Source organism: Paenibacillus sp. 276b (assembly GCF_900107875.1).
Taxonomy (GTDB): Bacteria; Bacillota; Bacilli; order Paenibacillales; family Paenibacillaceae; genus Paenibacillus; species Paenibacillus marchantiae.
Genome location: NZ_FNRR01000006.1, coordinates 109,312 through 128,140 on the forward strand (window position 1 = coordinate 109,312; position 18,829 = coordinate 128,140).

General features: G+C 49.4%; 23 protein-coding genes. 2 read left to right on the forward strand and 21 right to left on the reverse strand.

Annotated features, from left to right (window positions below; genetic code table 11):
• Nucleotides 1–11: 11 nt before the first annotated feature.
• The 18 genes from BLV50_RS24545 to BLV50_RS24625 all read right to left on the reverse strand — a co-directional run bounded on the left by BLV50_RS24545 (nucleotide 12) and on the right by BLV50_RS24625 (nucleotide 13,883).
• The gene (locus BLV50_RS24545; protein WP_063566672.1) at nucleotides 12–728 is read right to left on the reverse strand and encodes a glycosyltransferase; all 717 of its coding nucleotides are present in this window, start codon (nucleotides 726–728) and stop codon (nucleotides 12–14) included.
• On the reverse strand, nucleotides 725–1,666 hold the full coding sequence (locus BLV50_RS24550; RefSeq protein WP_090810477.1) for an NAD-dependent epimerase/dehydratase family protein: 942 nt from the start codon (nucleotides 1,664–1,666) through the stop codon (nucleotides 725–727). The genes BLV50_RS24545 and BLV50_RS24550 overlap by 4 nt, the downstream gene beginning before the upstream one ends.
• Nucleotides 1,648–2,475 (reverse strand): dTDP-4-dehydrorhamnose reductase family protein, encoded by an 828-nt coding sequence (locus BLV50_RS24555; RefSeq protein WP_072735441.1) that lies wholly within the window; start codon nucleotides 2,473–2,475, stop codon nucleotides 1,648–1,650. Before BLV50_RS24555 ends, BLV50_RS24550 begins: the two co-directional genes overlap by 19 nt.
• Complete coding sequence (locus BLV50_RS24560; protein ID WP_072735442.1) at nucleotides 2,472–3,458, reverse strand: polysaccharide biosynthesis protein; 987 nt, start codon at nucleotides 3,456–3,458, stop codon at nucleotides 2,472–2,474. Before BLV50_RS24560 ends, BLV50_RS24555 begins: the two co-directional genes overlap by 4 nt.
• Nucleotides 3,451–4,542, reverse strand: a complete 1,092-nt coding sequence (wecB, locus tag BLV50_RS24565) for a non-hydrolyzing UDP-N-acetylglucosamine 2-epimerase (protein ID WP_063566733.1) — start codon at nucleotides 4,540–4,542, stop codon at nucleotides 3,451–3,453. The genes BLV50_RS24560 and wecB overlap by 8 nt, the downstream gene beginning before the upstream one ends.
• A 14-nt stretch (nucleotides 4,543–4,556) precedes the next feature.
• A complete protein-coding gene (locus BLV50_RS24570; protein ID WP_063566668.1) occupies nucleotides 4,557–6,158 on the reverse strand; it encodes a glycosyltransferase family 4 protein in 1,602 nt (533 codons plus the stop codon).
• 61 nt (nucleotides 6,159–6,219) lie between these two features.
• On the reverse strand, nucleotides 6,220–7,359 hold the full coding sequence (locus BLV50_RS24575; RefSeq protein WP_240321512.1) for a CgeB family protein: 1,140 nt from the start codon (nucleotides 7,357–7,359) through the stop codon (nucleotides 6,220–6,222).
• 63 nt (nucleotides 7,360–7,422) lie between these two features.
• Nucleotides 7,423–8,517 carry a CgeB family protein gene (locus tag BLV50_RS24580; protein ID WP_063566667.1) on the reverse strand — a complete coding sequence of 365 codons (1,095 nt, stop codon included), beginning with the start codon at nucleotides 8,515–8,517 and terminating at the stop codon, nucleotides 7,423–7,425.
• A 56-nt stretch (nucleotides 8,518–8,573) separates the two neighbouring features.
• Nucleotides 8,574–8,753: a hypothetical protein gene (locus tag BLV50_RS32535; RefSeq protein WP_139295735.1), complete on the reverse strand. Its 180-nt coding sequence runs from the start codon at nucleotides 8,751–8,753 to the stop codon at nucleotides 8,574–8,576.
• 22 nt (nucleotides 8,754–8,775) lie between these two features.
• A complete protein-coding gene (locus BLV50_RS24585) occupies nucleotides 8,776–9,117 on the reverse strand; it encodes a hypothetical protein (RefSeq protein ID WP_063566666.1) in 342 nt (113 codons plus the stop codon).
• A 1-nt stretch (nucleotide 9,118) separates the two neighbouring features.
• The gene (locus tag BLV50_RS24590) at nucleotides 9,119–9,418 is read right to left on the reverse strand and encodes a hypothetical protein (RefSeq protein WP_063566665.1); all 300 of its coding nucleotides are present in this window, start codon (nucleotides 9,416–9,418) and stop codon (nucleotides 9,119–9,121) included.
• Entirely contained in the window at nucleotides 9,415–9,753 is a 339-nt protein-coding gene (locus BLV50_RS24595) for an alpha-helical endospore appendage domain-containing protein (protein ID WP_063566731.1), read from the reverse strand. The genes BLV50_RS24590 and BLV50_RS24595 overlap by 4 nt, the downstream gene beginning before the upstream one ends.
• Before the next feature lie 23 nt (nucleotides 9,754–9,776).
• On the reverse strand, nucleotides 9,777–10,064 hold the full coding sequence (locus BLV50_RS24600; protein ID WP_063566664.1) for a hypothetical protein: 288 nt from the start codon (nucleotides 10,062–10,064) through the stop codon (nucleotides 9,777–9,779).
• A gap of 121 nt (nucleotides 10,065–10,185) precedes the next feature.
• A complete protein-coding gene (locus BLV50_RS24605; RefSeq protein WP_090810480.1) occupies nucleotides 10,186–10,938 on the reverse strand; it encodes an amino acid ABC transporter ATP-binding protein in 753 nt (250 codons plus the stop codon).
• Nucleotides 10,935–11,645 carry an amino acid ABC transporter permease gene (locus tag BLV50_RS24610; protein WP_063566662.1) on the reverse strand — a complete coding sequence of 237 codons (711 nt, stop codon included), beginning with the start codon at nucleotides 11,643–11,645 and terminating at the stop codon, nucleotides 10,935–10,937. Before BLV50_RS24610 ends, BLV50_RS24605 begins: the two co-directional genes overlap by 4 nt.
• 4 nt (nucleotides 11,646–11,649) lie before the next feature.
• Nucleotides 11,650–12,393 carry an amino acid ABC transporter permease gene (locus BLV50_RS24615; RefSeq protein WP_090810482.1) on the reverse strand — a complete coding sequence of 248 codons (744 nt, stop codon included), beginning with the start codon at nucleotides 12,391–12,393 and terminating at the stop codon, nucleotides 11,650–11,652.
• Between the two features lie 26 nt (nucleotides 12,394–12,419).
• Nucleotides 12,420–13,259 carry a transporter substrate-binding domain-containing protein gene (locus BLV50_RS24620; RefSeq protein WP_063566660.1) on the reverse strand — a complete coding sequence of 280 codons (840 nt, stop codon included), beginning with the start codon at nucleotides 13,257–13,259 and terminating at the stop codon, nucleotides 12,420–12,422.
• A gap of 294 nt (nucleotides 13,260–13,553) precedes the next feature.
• Entirely contained in the window at nucleotides 13,554–13,883 is a 330-nt protein-coding gene (locus BLV50_RS24625; protein ID WP_063566659.1) for a hypothetical protein, read from the reverse strand.
• Nucleotides 13,884–14,148: 265 nt separating this feature from the next.
• On the opposite strand from BLV50_RS24625, the gene BLV50_RS24630 reads away from it, so the two are divergent.
• Nucleotides 14,149–14,685, forward strand: coding sequence for a GNAT family N-acetyltransferase (locus BLV50_RS24630; RefSeq protein ID WP_072735445.1), 537 nt, complete (start codon nucleotides 14,149–14,151; stop codon nucleotides 14,683–14,685).
• Nucleotides 14,686–14,828: 143 nt separating this feature from the next.
• Here the strand turns inward: BLV50_RS24630 and modB are convergent, their stop codons facing one another.
• Nucleotides 14,829–15,512 (reverse strand): molybdate ABC transporter permease subunit, encoded by a 684-nt coding sequence (gene modB / locus BLV50_RS24635; protein ID WP_170867947.1) that lies wholly within the window; start codon nucleotides 15,510–15,512, stop codon nucleotides 14,829–14,831.
• A complete protein-coding gene (modA, locus tag BLV50_RS24640; protein ID WP_090810484.1) occupies nucleotides 15,509–16,381 on the reverse strand; it encodes a molybdate ABC transporter substrate-binding protein in 873 nt (290 codons plus the stop codon). The genes modB and modA overlap by 4 nt, the downstream gene beginning before the upstream one ends.
• 262 nt (nucleotides 16,382–16,643) lie before the next feature.
• On the opposite strand from modA, the gene BLV50_RS24645 reads away from it, so the two are divergent.
• Nucleotides 16,644–17,702, forward strand: a complete 1,059-nt coding sequence (locus BLV50_RS24645) for a substrate-binding domain-containing protein (protein ID WP_090810600.1) — start codon at nucleotides 16,644–16,646, stop codon at nucleotides 17,700–17,702.
• A 143-nt stretch (nucleotides 17,703–17,845) separates the two neighbouring features.
• On the opposite strand, the gene folE2 is transcribed toward BLV50_RS24645, so the two are convergent.
• Entirely contained in the window at nucleotides 17,846–18,790 is a 945-nt protein-coding gene (gene folE2 / locus BLV50_RS24650; RefSeq protein ID WP_090810486.1) for a GTP cyclohydrolase FolE2, read from the reverse strand.
• Nucleotides 18,791–18,829: the final 39 nt, after the last annotated feature.

The window sequence follows — 18,829 nt, forward strand, 5'->3', positions numbered from 1 at the left end:
ACCAAAGTTCTTTATCCTCCCATGGCAGCAATGCGCTGCAACAAAGGCTCCCGATATCTGGACCATACCATAGAGGCCTCTCGGCCGATGGCATCCGCGTGACGTACCGTCCCCATTCCCCCGTGCCGACGATATGCCGTAAGCGATTCATTCAGATATGGAAAACGATGGCCGTTCAGCAGAATACGCATCCATAGATCCAAATCATGCGTATAAGGCAATAGTTCATCGAACAGACCCACCCCACTAAACAGATCCCTGCGGATCATCACGGTACAGCCATTCACCGGATTGCCGTTTACGAAGAGGCGCAGCCAATCCGGTTCGGCCATCGCTTGAGCTCCACCGTTCAGCTTGGTCACTGTAGAGTGCTCATTAATGTAATTAAAGTTGGTATGTGAGATGAGCGCATTCTCCCGTTGCATAAATTCAACCTGATGACGAATCTTATCTGGATATAAGAGGTCATCTGAACTCAGCCAGGCGATATAGTCCCCGGAAGCATGACGAATGCCGTGATTCAGAGCCGAAGCTGTACCGCCGTTGCTTTTGCCAAGAACATAAATGTAGGGAAGATACGGCTGAAGCAGTTCTTCATTCCGGGTAGAGCCATCGTTGACGATAATGATCTCCACATCGGTATATGTCTGGTTCAGTGCACTCTGGATCGCTTGAGGTACATAAGGATCATTGTAAAACGGAATGACAATGGACACGCTCGGATTCATGTAGTCGCCCTCCCCTGCTGAGTACGAACATCGCTCAGAATGTCCTGAAGAGATTGGGTAAATGGAATCAGCGGCTGCCAGCCCAACTTGCGCAGTGCCGAGAACTCCTCCTGATCTCCCGCCCCGTCCGGCCCGGAAGAAGCTCCGTCCCAGCGTATCGGCACCTCCGCTTCGGTCATGGTTAGCAGCGTATCCGCAATCTCTCCGAGGCTGCGCTCCGTGCCCGATACAACCGGATATACGTTGCCCGTTGTGCCTTGAACAAGCAAGGTTGCATAGGCCCGGACTGCGTCCCGCACATCTAGAAAATCACGGGTATTATCCCGGCCGGATAGACGAAAGGCCTCCGTCTTACCTTCCTGTTCACAGGCAACAATATGACGTGCCAGCAGCGAACATATGCCCGTTGAAGGGCCTGCCCCGATCAGATTTCCCGGCTCGGCCAGCATAATCTGCTGTCCAAAAAGAGACATCCATGATAGAGATACCATTTCCTCTAATGCTTTGCTGAGACTATACGGGTGCGGAGGCTGCGGTGGCCTACCGGGTTCAGGAGTATACTTTAATCGGGAGCCCACAATAACGGTCCGTGCCGCCGGACAGCTTCTTAGTGCATCCAGCAAATAGAGAACAGCCATGACATTAGTCTCTAGCACCAGCAGCGGATTGGACCACGAATCGGGCACGGAATTTTTACCTGCTAGATGCAGCACATAATCCGGCTTCACTTCTTCAATCAGAAGGCGGACTTGCTGCTTATCGTTAAGATCACAGACATGTACAGCCACACCATCGCCAAACGAATGTATACCTGCCCGCCTGACCACTGCTGCGACCGCCGTACCGGCTGACTTGAAATAAGCAACCGCATGCCGTCCAGTAAAGCCAGAAGCACCCGTGATCAGTACCTTTTTGCCAGTTAGCTCTGCTCCATCCATAATGCCAGCTCCTTCAGCATCGTAGAATAATCCGGAAGGTCTGTCTTCACATCCTCACGTGTGGAAACTAACGTGCGGTCCTGCACAACGCTATCATCGGGTAAGATAACAACATCCTGTTTATCCCATATCTGCTTGAACAGCACAAGAAGGTCATGCTTGCTGACAGGCACCGGATGAGCCAGATGGATTAGACCACTGACCGGAGATGCCAGATAATGATCTACCCATTTGGCCAGTTCAAGGGTGGTCACCCCATTCCAGAAGACGCGTGTATATCCGCCAACCTCACCTGTGCAGGACATGAACCAATGCATCAGACCAATGCCGCCTTTCCGAATTTCAGGTCCTATAATGGACGTACGGATCGTCAGATGACCCGCATCCTGAACTTCACCCAGTGCTTTCGTGATTGCATAGGCAGATGTTCCATCGGTAACATCATCCTCCCGGTACGCCCCCCGGTCCCCACTAAACACACAATCTGTACTGATGTGGATCAGACGTGCACCGATCGTGTCAGCGATCCGCCGCAAACGATGCGGCAGAAATCCATTAATATGATAAGCGGTAATTTTGTCTTCATCTGCAAAACTGTTCAAAACACCCACCGCGTTAACGATGACATCCGGGTGCACCACCTCCACCAGACGGTCAACCATAAAGCAGTCATTTACATCCAACAGAAGACCATTAGGGTCCGATACATCTCGGGTCGTATAGAAGACGCTGTGGACGCCTTGACGGCGGAAATAGTCGACCATAATATGGCCGGCCATTCCGTTTCCCCCAAGTATCAACAACTTCATGACAGGAACCCTCCGCGTTGCAGAATGTCACGAATCTCCTGTTTGGTCATTAGCTGATGCTCGGAACTGAAGCTGCTGAAGGATACTGGAGGACAGTTCGTATAATGCTCCTTCAACCCCGGTATGCCGAGTGTAGGCAAGATCACCAAGTATTGCTCATCGTATACCACTGTGGTCATGCTCTCGAATTCACTCATCAGAATCTCGTGAATCTTCTCACCTGGCCGAGTACCACGCTCCACAATGGAGACATTCTCCACACCTGAGTCCTCAATCAGTACTTCTGCCAGATCTACGATTTTGCACGTTGGCATCGTCATGACAAAAATCTCACCACCGACACTTTCCACCGAAGCTTTGAACAGCAAAGTGATCGCATCTTTCAGCGTGAGAAAAAATCGAGTCATTTTCATATCCGTGATGGATACTTGGCCTTTGGATCGAATCTGATTTTTGAATAAGTGCACGACACTGCCGTTCGTTCCAAGTACATTCCCACCACGTACGGTAACAAACCGTGTATTGCTATGCAGCAAATTGGCATAGACGATCAACTTCTCACCAATCGCTTTCGTCATGCCGTAGAAATTGGATGGATTGGCGGCCTTGTCGGTCGAGATGTAAATGACTTTTTCTACATTATTTTCAATCGCAGCTTCGATGACATTTTGTGTTCCGATCACATTGGTTTTGAGTGCTTCATAAGGTTGGTCTTCACACACCGGCACATGCTTGAGCGCTGCGAGATGGAATACATAATCCACATGTTGACATGCAACGGTTAAGGCATCCTTGTCTCGAATATCACCAATGCGAAAATGAAGACGCGGGTCTTCGAATTCACGACTCATCGCCACTTGGCTGGACTCATTCCGGGAGTAAACGATAATCTCCTTGGGCTGCTGGGGCAGCAGTTGAGCCACAAGTTCATAACCCCATGATCCCGTACCGCCAGTCACGAGTATACGCTTATTTTCAAACATGCAATTTCCCTCCAAGCAGAAATTTGACCACTTTACTGGATACATCGGTTGCTTTGTAGCCTTGTGGACAATCCCAGTCGTTTGACATTTCAGTCATTACTTTCACACAGCCCGCAATACGCTCCGCATCCAGACCTGAGACCACGTTGCTGCCGCAATCCACCGTCTCCGGTCTTTCTGTCGTGCGACGCATGGTTACCGTTGGCACACCCATGATGCAGCACTCCTCCTGTACGGTACCACTATCCGTAAGTGCACAGCGAGCATGTCGCTCTAGCATCACGAAGTCGAAAAAACCGAATGGTTCGTGAAATTCCACCAGCGGGTGCATCTCCAGTTGAAGATGCTCGGCGATTCGAATAGCCGTTCGAGGGTGGATGCTGCATATGACTCGCATGGCATGTTCTTCAGCAACCTGGTTCAAACCTTTCATAATCTCCAGCAAATGAGGAGGGTGATCCACATTCTCCGCCCGGTGGGCCGTAACCAAAAAATATTGCCCGGACTTCAGCTTCAATTTCTTCAGTATTTTGCTGGAACTTACCTGTGCGTCGTAGTGACGCATCACTTCATAGATCGGGTTGCCTGTCAGCACAATTCGGCGACTAGGTACCCCTTCACTAATCAGATGTTTCTTACTCTGTTCGGTATACGGCATATTAATGGTGGAAATGGCGTCGATAACCCTCCGATTTTTCTCTTCGGGCACATCCAGGTCAAAGCATCGATTGCCTGCTTCCATATGAATGACGGGTATGCCCATCCGTTCAGCCAGAACAGCACATAATGCACTGTTCGTATCGCCGAGCAGCAGCACTTTATCCGGTTTCTCCTGATTTAATAAATCTTCCATTTGCGTAAACATCGAGGATAACTGTCGACCCAACGAGGCCGCTTCATCCTGAAGGACGTAGTCCGGCGCACGCAAGCCCATTTCCTTGAAGAAAAGACCGCTGAGACTTTCCGTGAAGTTCTGTCCCGTGTGTACCAGAATATGTTTGGACGCGTACTGGTCCAGCTTGGAAATGATCAGGCTGAGCCGTATAATTTCAGGTCGCGTACCCAGCACCGTCATGATCTTCATCGTAATCCCTGCCTTCATCGTCTATTGGATAATCTCCGGCGAACCCGGCTTCGTTTGGCTTTGCCAGGCGCACGTTTGCGAACAGTCGGTTGCACCACGCGCACACGTTGTTTCCTCTTTTTGCTTGCCTTCAGCTTCCTCCTGCCTGTTCCCGTTCCTCGTTTCATTCGGTCACGGATCCTGCTGCGGTGGGTTGAATGCGGGTAACGACTTCGTCCTGATCTATGGCTTGAGCGAGGTTCTGTATCTTCATGAACAGGCTGACCTATGGCAAGCGGAGGCAAGGGCGAGAGTGGCAACGCCTGAATCACAGTCAATGGGAACAATCGTGCCCGAACCGAAGCCGGTTCCAGAATCAGCACGGTTCGCAAACGACCCTCACCCCATGCGTACACTGGACCATTCGGAGGCTGAATGTACGGAAACCATCCGGGAAAACGAATCAACCACTGTGTCACCATCGTATGCAGCTTTGCCCTGTAGGTTTCAATACCGTACAGCTTTTCCGCTTCTGTCCGATTACGCCAACCGGTGTCGGAGGCCAGTTCAGGATCATTCAGCAGAGTTGTTGCCAGAGTAGTAAGCGCCTGAGAATCCCCGGCCGGGGCCAAAAATGCACCGCTGCCTACCGATTCCAACAATTCCTTGAGTCCGCCCTGGGCAAAAGCGATAACCGGTTTGGCGAAATAAAGCCCCTCCAGCGCGGTCATGCCAAATCCTTCTTTGACCATGCTCGGAATGACCACCATGTCCATAGCCGTATAGGCTAGAGATACATTCTCTTCAAACGGCGTAAAGGTAAATCTGCGATAATAACCGGATTTTTTCACCCGTGATACACATTCGTCATAGTACTTTTTGTCCGCTGATGTACCAATAATCCAGAAACGGCAGCGCGGATGGGTTTCACACAATTGCAAAGCCATATCCACAAAAGGTTTCAGACCTTTGGCATCATATATGAAGGAAGAGATGTAACCGATACAGATCTGTGATGGCTTAAAACCAAGCTCTTTGCGTTTACGTTCCCTCAAGTGAACCCATCGCTCCGGGTCCGGTAAGGCCGGGTCCCAGGTTGGGGAGATCACGGTTAATTTGGCACTCATGCCGGCTTGTTTGAATGGTGCTACTGCACTTTCGGATATGCCTATGATCCAATCGGAGTAACGCTCAATCATCTGTACAGCTTCGTTTGTATGTTCATTCAACGCAATAATCTCGGTAATCTTCCAGATCACCGGAATTTGCAGAGACTTCGCTGCTACGGCAGGCATCACATTGACACAGGTATTCGTTAACACCAGATCAGGTGCAGTCTCCCTGATGAGGGAGACCACGTCCTGATAAGCTGGTTTATGGCGAAGCTGTTCTGCATCCGTTGCAATCCCCCGGTAAGGTGTGTACACACCGTGAAGCATCGGCAGGAAGCATACTTTGACCTGGATATCGAATCTCCGTGCAAGTCCGGCAAGCTTTCCTTCCTGAGGAACCACGAGTACACAATCAAAGATGGAACCCATCTCCCTCATAAAATGAAGCAACAGCTTCTCCGCACCCGTAATGCTGCGGGTGTTGCACACATGGGAAAACAACATGAGTTTGGGTTTAGTCGCCATGGCCGCACGGACCCTGAATACGAATATGCAGGGTTCTGTGCACACCTCCTTCCGGACAAGATTAAGGGAATATAATGCTCAATATTTCGTTGATTCTTTTGCCATACGTGTGATCCTTCAATGTCCGTTCCAGCCCTCGAAGTGCAATTTCACGGCGCTCTTTCTCATGAGTGAGGTAGTATTCAACCTTATCGAGCAACTCCTGAGGGGAAGAGTAGGTCTCGATCTCCACACCCGGTTTATAGAAACGTGCCAGGTCATCCCGCGCATCGGTCAATTGAAGGGTCGTAGACGCCGCAATTTCAAATGTTCTCGGATTCGGGGAAGCTGGTGAAATTTTAACATGGTTGTTGTTAACGGAATCGTCTTCATGGGAGCGGTGAAGGTTGATGACAATTTTAGTGCCGTTATAGACATCATTCGTTTCCTGCGGACTCATCCAGCGACCCAGTTCGATCTTCTCACCGTAAGCAGCATAGTCAGGCAGGCGATCCCACCAGATGCCATTAAATACGGTATTGTGTGACATCAGCTGTGCCATGATCGGATTGAAGAAATACACCCGGTTCCAGTAGGCCGATCCGATAAAACTGACATCCCGGTGTAATGCAGATGGTGTGGTGATTGGGAAGTAATGATTAGTGAATGCAGCAAAGGGCAGGTAGTGAACAGAAGGGCAGCCGTTTTGTCGATACAACTCGACACAGTTCAGTTCCAATGTGAACACATGGTCGAAATGCTGTACTGTCTCAAGCGTCATATCCGTATAGTACGGATCATCCGTGAGCCAAATTGCCGTCTGAATACCTGCTTGGCGAATCGCATCGAGATGTTCCAGCGGAATATCCATACCATCCAGCACAAGCACCAGGTCAGGACGGGTTTGCAACGCAATTTCGGATACAGGCTGACGTGGATCGGAAAGAGTTACCTGGGCAACCATGCCCTGCAATGTTGCCATGATGGCTTCGTCCAGTGGGGAATATGGGAATCCTTTACCCGAAGATACATACAGCACGTGAAGCTGCCGGAAAGGCAATGGCTCCTGTGCACAATTGACGATATAGTTGGCACGGCCACGTAAATATCCTTCTTCCTTGCCCGCATCATATCCGGCATGTTGCCCGTTTTTGCGTGCTTGGTCAGCCAGACTGAGCACTGGTGCATGAGACTTTCTCGTTTTACGGTGTTTGAGAGACATACCGCCACTCCTTTTATTTTTGGGATAGGGTTTTCTAACGCTGTTGCCCTGCAGAAAGAGAATTTACACGTGCTCCAGCAGCTGAGCAATACGACGAGTGAACGTATGCTGGTTCAGTGTGGTAAGCAGCCCTCGCCAAGCCAGGGCTCGCCGTTCCTCTTCATGGTGCAGATAATATTTGATTTTGCGCTGAAGTTCAGCCGCGGTTGTAAAGGTCTCGATGTCATATCCAGGCCGGTAGTAACGTGGCAGATCATTGCGTGCATCCGTTATCTGCATCGTGCCACAGGCGCTGATCTCATACGTCCGCGGATTAATGGAATGGCCTTGGAGATGATGCGTATTGCGATTGTCTTCCCCATTCTCGCAAGTCCGGTGTACGTTAATCACGATTTTGGCGCCATTGTAATAATCCACTGTCGCTCCAGGATCAATCCAGCCTTCATGGATGAATCGGCCCAGGATGTCGGAGCGTTTCAGCCGGTTCCACTGGCTGCCGGCAATGAATACCTTTTTGTCCGCCAGAAAAGGAGCCAGCTCATCGAACAGTGCAATTCGGTTCCAGAATCCGGTGCCGATAAAACAAATGTCATACTGATGCTGCGGCGCCGTACGCCTTGGTTGAAACATTCCCGGGTTCACTGCCAGCGGCATATAGATCACCCGACCTGCTCCATGTGCAGTATAGAACGGCACGGCCGCTTCCTCATGCGTGAACACGACATCGTAATGCTGACAGATGGTTGTCGTATCTTCGGTAAAATACGGGTCATCCACAAACCATACTGCTGTTCGTATTCCAAGTCCCCTTATGCCATTCACCTGTTCCAGATGATCGGGAGGAAATACGTGTAGTCCATTCATGACCAGCACCAGATCGGGCATGTGCTGGCTGGCTTCCTGCAGCATGTTTGCCGGCGATCCGACAACACATTCACGAACAGATTGCTGCAAGGCTCCAATGACGCCTTCATCGATGGCATCGAATCCTTGCGGAATGTACAGCACTTTCATATTCCGCACGGTCGGCTCAAACATCTGCACTCGCTCCATCATGGCCTGACAGCCGCCAAATCTGCGGCCTTCTGCATATCCGCCACGGTAAGCTATCTCCGCTTCTGTAGGCGGCCGGTGTCGTCGTTTTGCCACATCCTTCACCCTGTCTTCCTTCAGGAGATCCCACTTTCAGATTCTCCCCGAGATTGGTGTTCCCTCTAAAGGATATGCCCCGGGGTCAGATGCATCATGGACGGGTGTCCTGCAAGGCGCAAAATTGGCGTCTGCCCTCCACAACCGCCTGCACGGGCATGTCCGCTTTTGCAGCGATACAAATAACCCGGAGGGATCCGTCCCCCCGGGCAATCGTCATACACTGGACATGCATCTATAGTCATCCGAAAATGTACACCTACTCTGTTATTGCGCTTTGTAAGCCAACTGATGTCCGTCCTCGAATCCCTTGGCGAAACCCGCGTTGAATCCCTCGTTGTACGCCTCGTTGTACCCCTGGCTGTACGCGCTGTCCGGGTTCGGATCGGTAGGGGTAGCCGGGACGACAGGTTGTGCGGGCTTCACACTCCGGTGCCGTCGTACCGCACGTTTCTTTTTTTTGAGCCACGCACTGCGTCCTTTGAGGGTACGTTTGTGAAGCACACGTTTGCCTTTGACCGCACGCAGTTTACGGATTTTACGCAGACGGGCCCCGCGAGCAAGCAAAGCTCTTTTGGTTCTCAGACGTATTTTTTTCTTCTTTAACATGTCAACATTCCTCCTGTATGTTCCGGACCATGCGTATCGCATATCCAGGGTCTTTGAGCCATGGCACACCAGGCTCCCCATGCTGGATTCGGGCCAGCCTTATCCCCGTAACCATCCGGGACATCTCCTCTTGATAACGGCTTAGCAAACGAATGTTCTCGGCCAGACTGCGGGCGGATACTTCCGAGTGGGCAGACACGCTGGCCACACTGTCCAGAATGCGGGCGAGCGCCTGCTGACTGTGTGCAATGGACTCAATGAGGGACAGTTTCGCTTCCTGCTCACGCCGCAACAGACTCATTTTCCGAGATCCCCCATATCCATGCCGCCAAACATGCCACCGTCCATGCCGCCTTCTTCACCATCGTTCTGCACCATGATGGCCTTCAGGTTGTTGCATAATCCGGTTTCCATTCGGGTCAATCCTTCTAGTATTTCCACCAGTTGATCATGCATTTTGAGTGGCTCTGCCACCTGATCGCTATGCGTCAGAAAAGACTCACCATTCAAATGATTTAACGCCCAGTTCCTTACCTTCTCGGCTTCAATCGCCTTGGCCTCCAAAATCAGGGCAATATTCCACTGCATCTTGGCTGCTGCATCCAGCATCAGTATGAGACTTTGTTCTCTGCTCATGTCCATTCACCCGCCTTCCGGGCTTATTCTTCCTCTTGACCCGCCATCTCCCGCATCACCTGAGTCAGCGTTTCGGCTACGGCTTCTTCCAAGTCTGCCAGGCCTCCCAAATAGGAGATGATGCTTTTGTTGATTTGTCCCGAGCTATCCAGCAGACCGTCAACGCCATCCAGCTCCGGTTCGATATCCGGCAAATGATTGATGATTTCAGACATGCGCACAGCGACTTGACGTTTGGCATCCAGTACACGTGCAACCTGCTGGTGAGAATGTGCAATATGTGTGAGTATTTCATCGATTTTGCTCTGCATGGTCCTCCTCCTTACCGTCACGGCCTGCTTCACCCATAGAAAAACCCGGCCTATCAGCATTTGCCTGCTACAGCATATGCCGGGCCGGGATCGTCAGTTACTCCAGCTTGCGCCTATATCGTCAGATGACGTAACTCCAATCGGATGAGTAACGGCTGAGGAATTGGCGGGTACGTTCCTGTTTGGGCCGCGCAAATACTTCCTCCGGTGTTCCTTCTTCCACTACGGAACCCCCATCCATGAATACAACTCGATTTGCCACCTCGCGGGCAAAACCCATTTCATGGGTGACAACAATCATGGTGATGCCCTCCTGGGCAATCGATCGAATGACCGACAGCACCTCACCTACAAGTTCAGGATCAAGCGCCGAGGTTGGTTCATCGAAAAGAATTACCTCTGGATTCAGTGCCAGCGCCCGAGCAATGCCTACCCGCTGCTGTTGTCCACCTGACAGCATGCTGGGATACTCATTAATTTTGGCGGACAGGCCCACTTGTTCAAGTACACGCAAGGCTCGTTCACGAGCATCGGCTTTGGACATTTTCTGAGCGACGATTAATCCTTCCGTTACGTTATCCAGTACCGTTTTATGTTTGAACAGGTTATAGTGCTGGAACACCATCGCCGTTTTTCGCCGCAACTGCACAATGTCATGTTTGCGGGCATGCTTGCAGTCTACGGTTAATCCGCTGATCTGTACCTTGCCCTCATCGGCACGTTCAAGAAAATTCACACAGCGCAGCAATGTCGTTTTGCCGGACCCGCTCGGTCCAAGAATGGCAACAACATCCCCCTGCTCCACAGTCAGATCAATACCTTTCAACACTTCCTGCTGACCAAAAGATTTGTGTATATTCGTCAGTGATATCATGACACCCCTCCTTTGCTGTACACGGCAACTCTGCGTTCCAGCAAAGCTGTAATCCGTTCGACAATCACCGTCAGACCCCAATAGATCAATGCGGCAGCAATGAAAGCCTCCAGAAATTTCAGACTGACCGAAGCCACCACATCCGCTTTCCCGAGAATATCCATCTGTGATACGGTAAACGCGAGTGTTGATCCATGCAGGAAACCAACAAACATACTGCACAGATTCGGCAGAACCGCACCCACCGCCTGCGGTAAAATAATGCGTCTCATTGCCTGGGAGGTACTCATGCCCACGGCATGTGCAGCTTCCATCTGCCCAGTGTCCACTGCAAGAATACCGGAACGGATAATCTCGGACATATAAGATCCGGCAGTCAACGAGAAGGCGATGAGCACGAACACCAGAATGGGGATGGAGGAAGACTGAAAGGCCCAGCCGTACCGGGCAGCCAGTTTGTCGATGATCAACGGAATCCCGTAATAGATTAGAAACAAGTGCATCAGCATCGGTGTCCCCCGAAAAAACGAAACATAGAAATCAGCGATCCGGTAGACCCAGGGAACCTTATAGATTCGAATTAAAGCAGTAACCAGACCAATGCCAAAGCCTGCGATCAACGGTACAATCGTAATGACGAGTGTTAGTGGCAATGCCTTTAGAATCTGGAAAAAAGATGTGTAGATAAAGTTGAAATCAATAGACATTCGCTCACCCCGCTATTCGTTTCAGGCGTTCAGCTCTAACCACTGGCCCAGGGACTTCTTTCTTACGTTCGTGACGCTGGAGTCTGCGCTCTGCGATAGCAAACCCTTTTTCAAGAACAAGCACGATAACATAGTAAACAATCGACAGACTAATATACACTTCAAGTGCATGCGATGTAGCCGAGATCAGCGTTTGCCCCCTGCCCACCATGTCCATGACCCCAATCGAGAAAGCAAGTGACGTATCCTTTAACGAACCAATCAACGTATTCGCCATATTTGGAAAAGCAACGATGAGCGCCTGCGGAACCACAATTCGCCGAAACGACTGAAACGTGGTCAAGCCCGCCGCATAAGCTGCTTCCGTCTGGCCCTTGTCCACACTGCGCACAGCTCCGCGAAAGATTTCGGCAAAGGACGCTGCATCACTTAACGCATAAGTCACGATGACAAATACCAGCGGATCGGTCCTGGACAGATCGACGCCTATAGGCTTGAGCAATTCAGGTAATCCGTAGTAGACCAGAAACAATTTGATGAGAATCGGTGTGCCCCGCATGAAAGAGACGTACAGGGTCGCGAGCTGGCTCAGCAACGGAATCCGGTATAACCTCGGGACCGCCAGAAGTACACCGCCCACCAAACCGAACACAATGGAACCGCCCAGTACAATCAGTGTAATATGCAAATATCGCAGCAGTTCAGGGACGAAATCCAGAACCAATGACAGATCGAATGATTTACCCATAACCGTCGCTCACCTTTCTCAACGAACTATTCCTCAACCGTGTAATCGGCTCCCAGCCACTCTGTGCTCAATTTGCTCAATGTTCCATCTTCCTTGATTGATTTGAGCGCTTCATCAATTTTTGTTTTGAGCTCTTCCTCATCCTTGTTCAGAATGAAATACACTTTGGAATTGGACAGAGCCTCTCCCACAGTCTTTAACTGTGCATCCACCACTTTATTTTGATAATCGATGGCAAACTGCGTGCTGATAGTTGCATCCACCCGGCCTGTTTTGATCTGAGTATTCGTATCTTCCCCTGCTCCGGAATACACAATGTCGATGGCATTTCCATTCGCTGCATTCCATTTCTCAGCCAGTACAGCCGCATTACTCGTAGCGCCAACAATCAGTTTTTTACCTTTCAGATCCTCGATGGATTTTACATCCTGGTTTTTCTCGCTTACAACGATTTTATTAGGGAAAATGTTATATGCCTCGTCATTAAAAAGGAACTTGGCCTGTCTCTCTTCATTCACTTCCATTTGGTGAGCGATCAGGTCTATTTTCTTCGTTTCAAGACTAAGCAGCAGGTTTTTAAATTCCATTGTACTGAACTCGAATTCATATTCAGGCAATCGTTTATCAATCTCGCGGATCAGTTCTACATCGTACCCCGTCAGCTTGCCATTCTCATCAATAAAGCAAACATTCGGGAATTGAGTACCTGTACCCACAATGATCTTCTTCACTTTATCTTGACCGGACGCAGATGCGGAATCCGATTCATTCGATGCATTGCCTGAACTGCAACCCGCCAGTACCACCAACATAGTAATGAACAGCAATGCTGTCCGGAATTTCTGAATCCCCCATTGATTAACCATTCCCGATCTCCTCCACAGGCTGTTATTTCAGCCAATATGATGTGTACTCCCATTCCTCATCTTTGATTTAACTAACCATTCACACTTGTATAGTCGGAATTAGGTTGAACAAAGAATAGCATCGTATGTCATACCTAGGCAATATATATGTTAATAGGACATCCTGATAACGTTATAGAACTTCTCTATGCTTCACCCGTTCCCTGATCCAAAAGTAAACCAAAAGAAGCGATCCCCCAACCAGGCTGGGGATCGCTTCTTCAATTGCAGATCATATTAAATTCAAATACGCATCTATCTGCGACTAGCCCATTTAATTTTACGAGCTACTTCTATACGCTGCAGTTGCAAGAGTCCGATTCGTTCTTCAAACTTCTTGCGTTCATCCGTTGAATGGGCCGCGTGAATCTGGTGGCAGAGACCTGTTAGTTTACTGTTGATATAATCAAATCTCATCCATAATTCTTCTTCAGGTGTGCGCTGCTCCGCTTCCGGCTGAAATATTTTGAGCTGGTGGATAAGGGACTGCTGCCATTCCTGATCCTCGATTTGGATGGCAAAATGCAAAAGATCCAGATAGTCGTCGATTTGCAACGATATACCGCAATCAGGTTTCGTATTCATTAGTCGTCTCTCCTTATTTCAGTTCTTGGCTGGAATCAGTTAGTTCTATTTTACAGGATAGAGCATGGTTTAGGCGAGTCCTGAAACGAGTAAAATTGGAAAAAGTTTTGTCATTTTTACATATAGAAGCTTTCGATGGGCTTATAGACAGATCTGATTCGAGAATTATATTCCAACCATGAATTTCATGATAAAATAACACCAAAATATTAAACCAACTTAACAGGTTGGAATAGTTAATTTTCATAGAAGGGATTGATCGACCATGACCGAACAATACCGATTGGCAACACTTGAAGATGCCGAACAATTGCAGGCTGTTACCGTTGATGCCTATGAAACGATTCGGGCCCTGAACATTCCTTTTCCAGCCGGACACGCTACACTGGAAGTTATACAGAATAATATTGTACAGCATGAATGCTATATTCTTGAAAAAGCCGGAGAAATCATTGCCACGGTTACCCTTGATCGAGCCGAAGATGTACAGCGGCAAGCCATCAGCCCCTATCCTTTCATCCGCTGGTTCGCGGTAAGTCCGGCCCATAAAAGCCAGGGCTATGGCTCTAAACTATTGGATTGGGTTGAGCAACATATCATTCTACAGAAGCTTGATGCTCCTGCCGTATTTCTGGCAACGGCGACCCGCCATCCCTGGCTTGCTCCCATGTATGAACGGAGGGGATATGAACCTTTTCATCACAAAACGGTACAGACACCTGAACGGCAGGAAGAGATTGTATTTATGGTCAAAACGCTCGACCCTTCCCGTTATGAGACGCCTTCTGTTCAAACAGGCTGAACAAATAGCGGCTTGGACGAACGTAAACATACATGATATACGATATACGCCGCCTGTGTAAATGAAAACCCGCTCCGAGGAAAGATTCCTTGAGCGGGTTTTTGAATGCTAATCCTTATCGCTTTCACTTTATATAGCCCGCATCATGCCTTCCCGTCGCGCGGCTGTCTGGTTAAGAGCAGCATGATAAACGAAATGATAATAATAGAGCCGGTCCACATCCAGGCCATCGTCTGATTGCCCGAATCCACAGCAACATAGATCGCAGTGGGTACGGTTTGCGTTTTGCCCGGAATATTACCTGCGATCATGAGTGTGGCCCCGAATTCCCCCAGTGCACGAGCGAAACCCAGGATGAACGCCGTCATCAACGCTCTCCCTGCAAGCGGAAGTGAGATATAACGAAATACCTGCCATTCATTCGCTCCGATGGAGCGGCCTGCATCTTCCAGATCCTTATCAATCCCGCTAAAGCCGGATTTCATCGTCTGATATACCAATGGGAAAGCCACCACCACCGAGGCAATCACGGCAGCCCACCAGGAGAAAATGACAGGTGCGGAAAAGATGGCTTCAATCCACTGTCCGAGCAGGCTCTTACGCCCCAGTAACACGAGTAAGATGAATCCGACCACGGTCGGCGGAAGCACAAGCGGAAGCATAAATGCCGTTTCTAGAAAAATTTTGCCACGGAACGAGGTACGCGACATCTTCCAGGCCACAGCGATGCCAAACACTGCTGCGATCACACTGGACAGCAACGCAACTTGAAGAGAAAGACGAACCGGTGGCCAGAATACCGCCCAGTCTATTGCGCTCACATTCATTTCGGAATGGAGAACCCGTATTTAGCAAATACATCAAGCACTTCAGGCGTTTGCAAATACGTGTAGAATTGTTCTGCTTCTGTCCGGTGCTTCGTACCTTCAATAATCCCTACTGGATAATTGGCTGGTGTATAGCTGTTCTTGTCCACTTCAAAAGCAATTTTCACCTGATCAGAAGTGAGTGCATCCGTTTTGTACACAAACCCCGCATCCGCATTGCCTGTTTCTACATATTGCAGAACCTGTCTGACATCCTTGCCCTGTACAAGCTTACCTTCCAACTGATCCCACATTTTGGCATTGGTCAGTGCTTCCTTCGCATAGGTTCCTGCAGGCACACTTTCCGGTATACCAATCGCTACGGTCTTGATAGAATCAGCCGTCAGATCCTTCTCGCTTGTTACGGTATCTGAACGATCCGCTGGAATGATGGCTACCAATGAATTTTGCAGCAAATTCGTCTGATCACCGGATGCAATCAGCTTCTCATCCACGAGCGCGTTCATATTTTTGGTCGCAGCCGATACAAAAACATCTGCTGGCGCGCCTTGTTCAATTTGCTGTTGTAATGCACCGGATGCACCAAAGTTGAAGTTAAGCTCCACATTGGGATTCGCGGCTTCAAAGTTCGTTTCAATTTCCTTCATGGCATCCGTGAGACTGGCTGCCGCTGAGATCGTTAGCTCCACCTTTTCCTGAGGATCTGTTGCCCCAGCCGTTGAACTCTCACCTGATGTCGCTGGTGTTGTACCCGTTTGTTCCATTGCTGTGGATGTATCTTTACTGTCTGTGCTTGCACCACAACCGGCCAATACGAGAGCCAGTCCAAGTGACATACTCCCCAACACATATCCAATACTCTTTTTCATCTACTTCTCCCCCGATGTTATGTTTAGTTATAACTAGATATAATTAATTATATTTCATTATACATAAGATCATTGAAATAGGAAGGTAGTCTTTGACGTGTCTGTTGATGGGCAAGCCATCGATAGCTGAATTGTGGTGGGCGAGTTTATCCTCTCTGGCTGTTAATGGTATAGTACAAGAGACCCCAGCGTTTATCCGGGATGATAAGCGTTGATGAACGAAACGTTATATGATCTGTACCTTGAAGGAGGATCTTCACTGATGACGGAGGAGCAATCCTATACCACCGAAGAAATATCCAAGCTACTCAAAATATCCAAACTGACGGTCTACGATCTAATTAAAAAGGGAGACCTCGTCGCTTATCGCGTCGGCAAACAAATGCGTGTTGACGCCACCGATCTGGAGGCTTATAAACAGCGCTCCAAGCAGCTTCAATCGCCAGCGCACCGGGCCGCTGTGGATTCAGTTCCCCCTTCTGAGTCTTATTCCGGGACGGGAAGTGATCCGACCAATCATGCTGTTCATTCCGCTACAAGTGCTTCGCCTCTATCCAGAGGGACATTCGCAGCCACTACCTCCATGACGGGCAATCCTTCGCCAGCCCATTCGGCCCGTCATCTGGTCATTACAGGACAGGATGTCAGCCTCGATATTCTCATGCGATATATGGAAAAGCACACACGGGATATTCGTCCACTGCGTTCGTTCATGGGTAGTCTCGACGGCTTGATCTCCATGTACCGTGGGGAATCCGATCTGGTCAGTACCCATCTGCTGGATGGAGATACAGGAGAATATAATCTGCCCTACATTCGCAAAATCCTGATTGGCTGGTCATATGTCGTCGTGAATCTGCTAACACGGCCTGCCGGGCTGTATGTGCAACGAGGTAACCCGCGGGGCTTGCAAAACTGGACAGATCTGAAGCAGCCTGAGCTGCGATTGGCTAACCGGGAGAAAGGGTCGGGTGCACGTGTATTACTGGATGAACAATTGCGTCTGCATGGTATCCCTGCTTCCCAGCTGATTGGGTATGACGTGGAAGAAACCAGTCACATGGGTGTAGCTGCCAAGGTCAGTTCCGGTGAAGCCGATGTAGGGATCGGCAGCGAGAAGGCTGCACGACTTGTCGGTCAGGTTGATTTTATTCCACTTGTTCAGGAACGTTACGATCTGGTCATGCTGAAGAAACAAGGGAACGAAGCGTGGATCGAATCAGTACTGCGCATTCTGCAATCACCGGCATTCAGGCAGGAACTGCAATCATTTGAGGGATATGATGTATCCCGAACGGGTGAAATTTTGTATGAAGTCTAGTGCAATGGCACTTGGATTGCTCATAGGATCGCTAAAAAAAAAAGAAGAACCGCCGCTGAAGCTCTGACGGTGGTTCTTCTTTTTTCTCTTCATATTGTAAAGTGATATAAAATAAAATGAATTCCTTATCCCTCACACTATCGTTATCTCGACTTGTCATATACGATACGAGCTACGGCATCATGTTGATGAATGGACTCTTCATTTTTGCAGTCTACCTTAAATTTATTTACCCAGTGCTTCTCATACAGATCTACCGCCACCAGCCTGACGATATCTTCCACAAATCGCGGGTTCTCATATGCACGTTCCGTGACCCGCTTCTCATCAGGCCTTTTGAGTATGGGGTAAAGACAGCTGCTTGCATTGGATTCGGCCACATTCAGCAGCTCTTCCTTCCAATAGCCCGGCAGCGCTTCTCCCGGGTTGGCTTGTACCTGGATACGCAATAACCCCCGCTGGTTGTGCGCGCTATATTCGCTGATCTCCTTCGAACATGGGCATAACGTCGTGACCTGTATATGTAAACCTGTTCTCAGAACAGGGGATTTTCCAGCTTCCCAGATGACATGAACCGTAGCCAAAGAATGATTTAGTCCAGACAAACCGGTTACGGGGGCGGTTCGTTCGTAGAACCAGGGATAGGTCACTTTCAGCTCTGCCTTCGCCTGATTCATCTGTTCGGCCATCTGCTGCGTCAGCGCAACCAGATCCGGAATCCGGTCACTTAACCCTTCTCCGCGACTGTGCTGAAGCTGCTCCATCAAGCGGCTCATGTTAATGCCTTTCGATTCGCGATCCAGCGAAGTCGTCAGCCGGAACGTTCCGATGCTGGACAATCGAACGGGATCTTTGGCCGAAATGACATCCAGAGGATACTTCACCTGATCAATACCGACTTGCTGCAGCTCAAATAGAAAATCATTCTTGCTATTCTGCAAATCCTGCATCTCTTCTTTCCGTACAGGCTTATCTCCCTGTATGGGATCAACGGAGCCGAATAACCGCAAGCGCTCAGCTTTATCCGGTATGATAAAAGAATCGTTCACTACTCGGCTAATCCTGTTATTCTGTTGTACCTTTTGCATTACAAATCCTCCCTCCAGCACATATTTGCGTTAAAAACC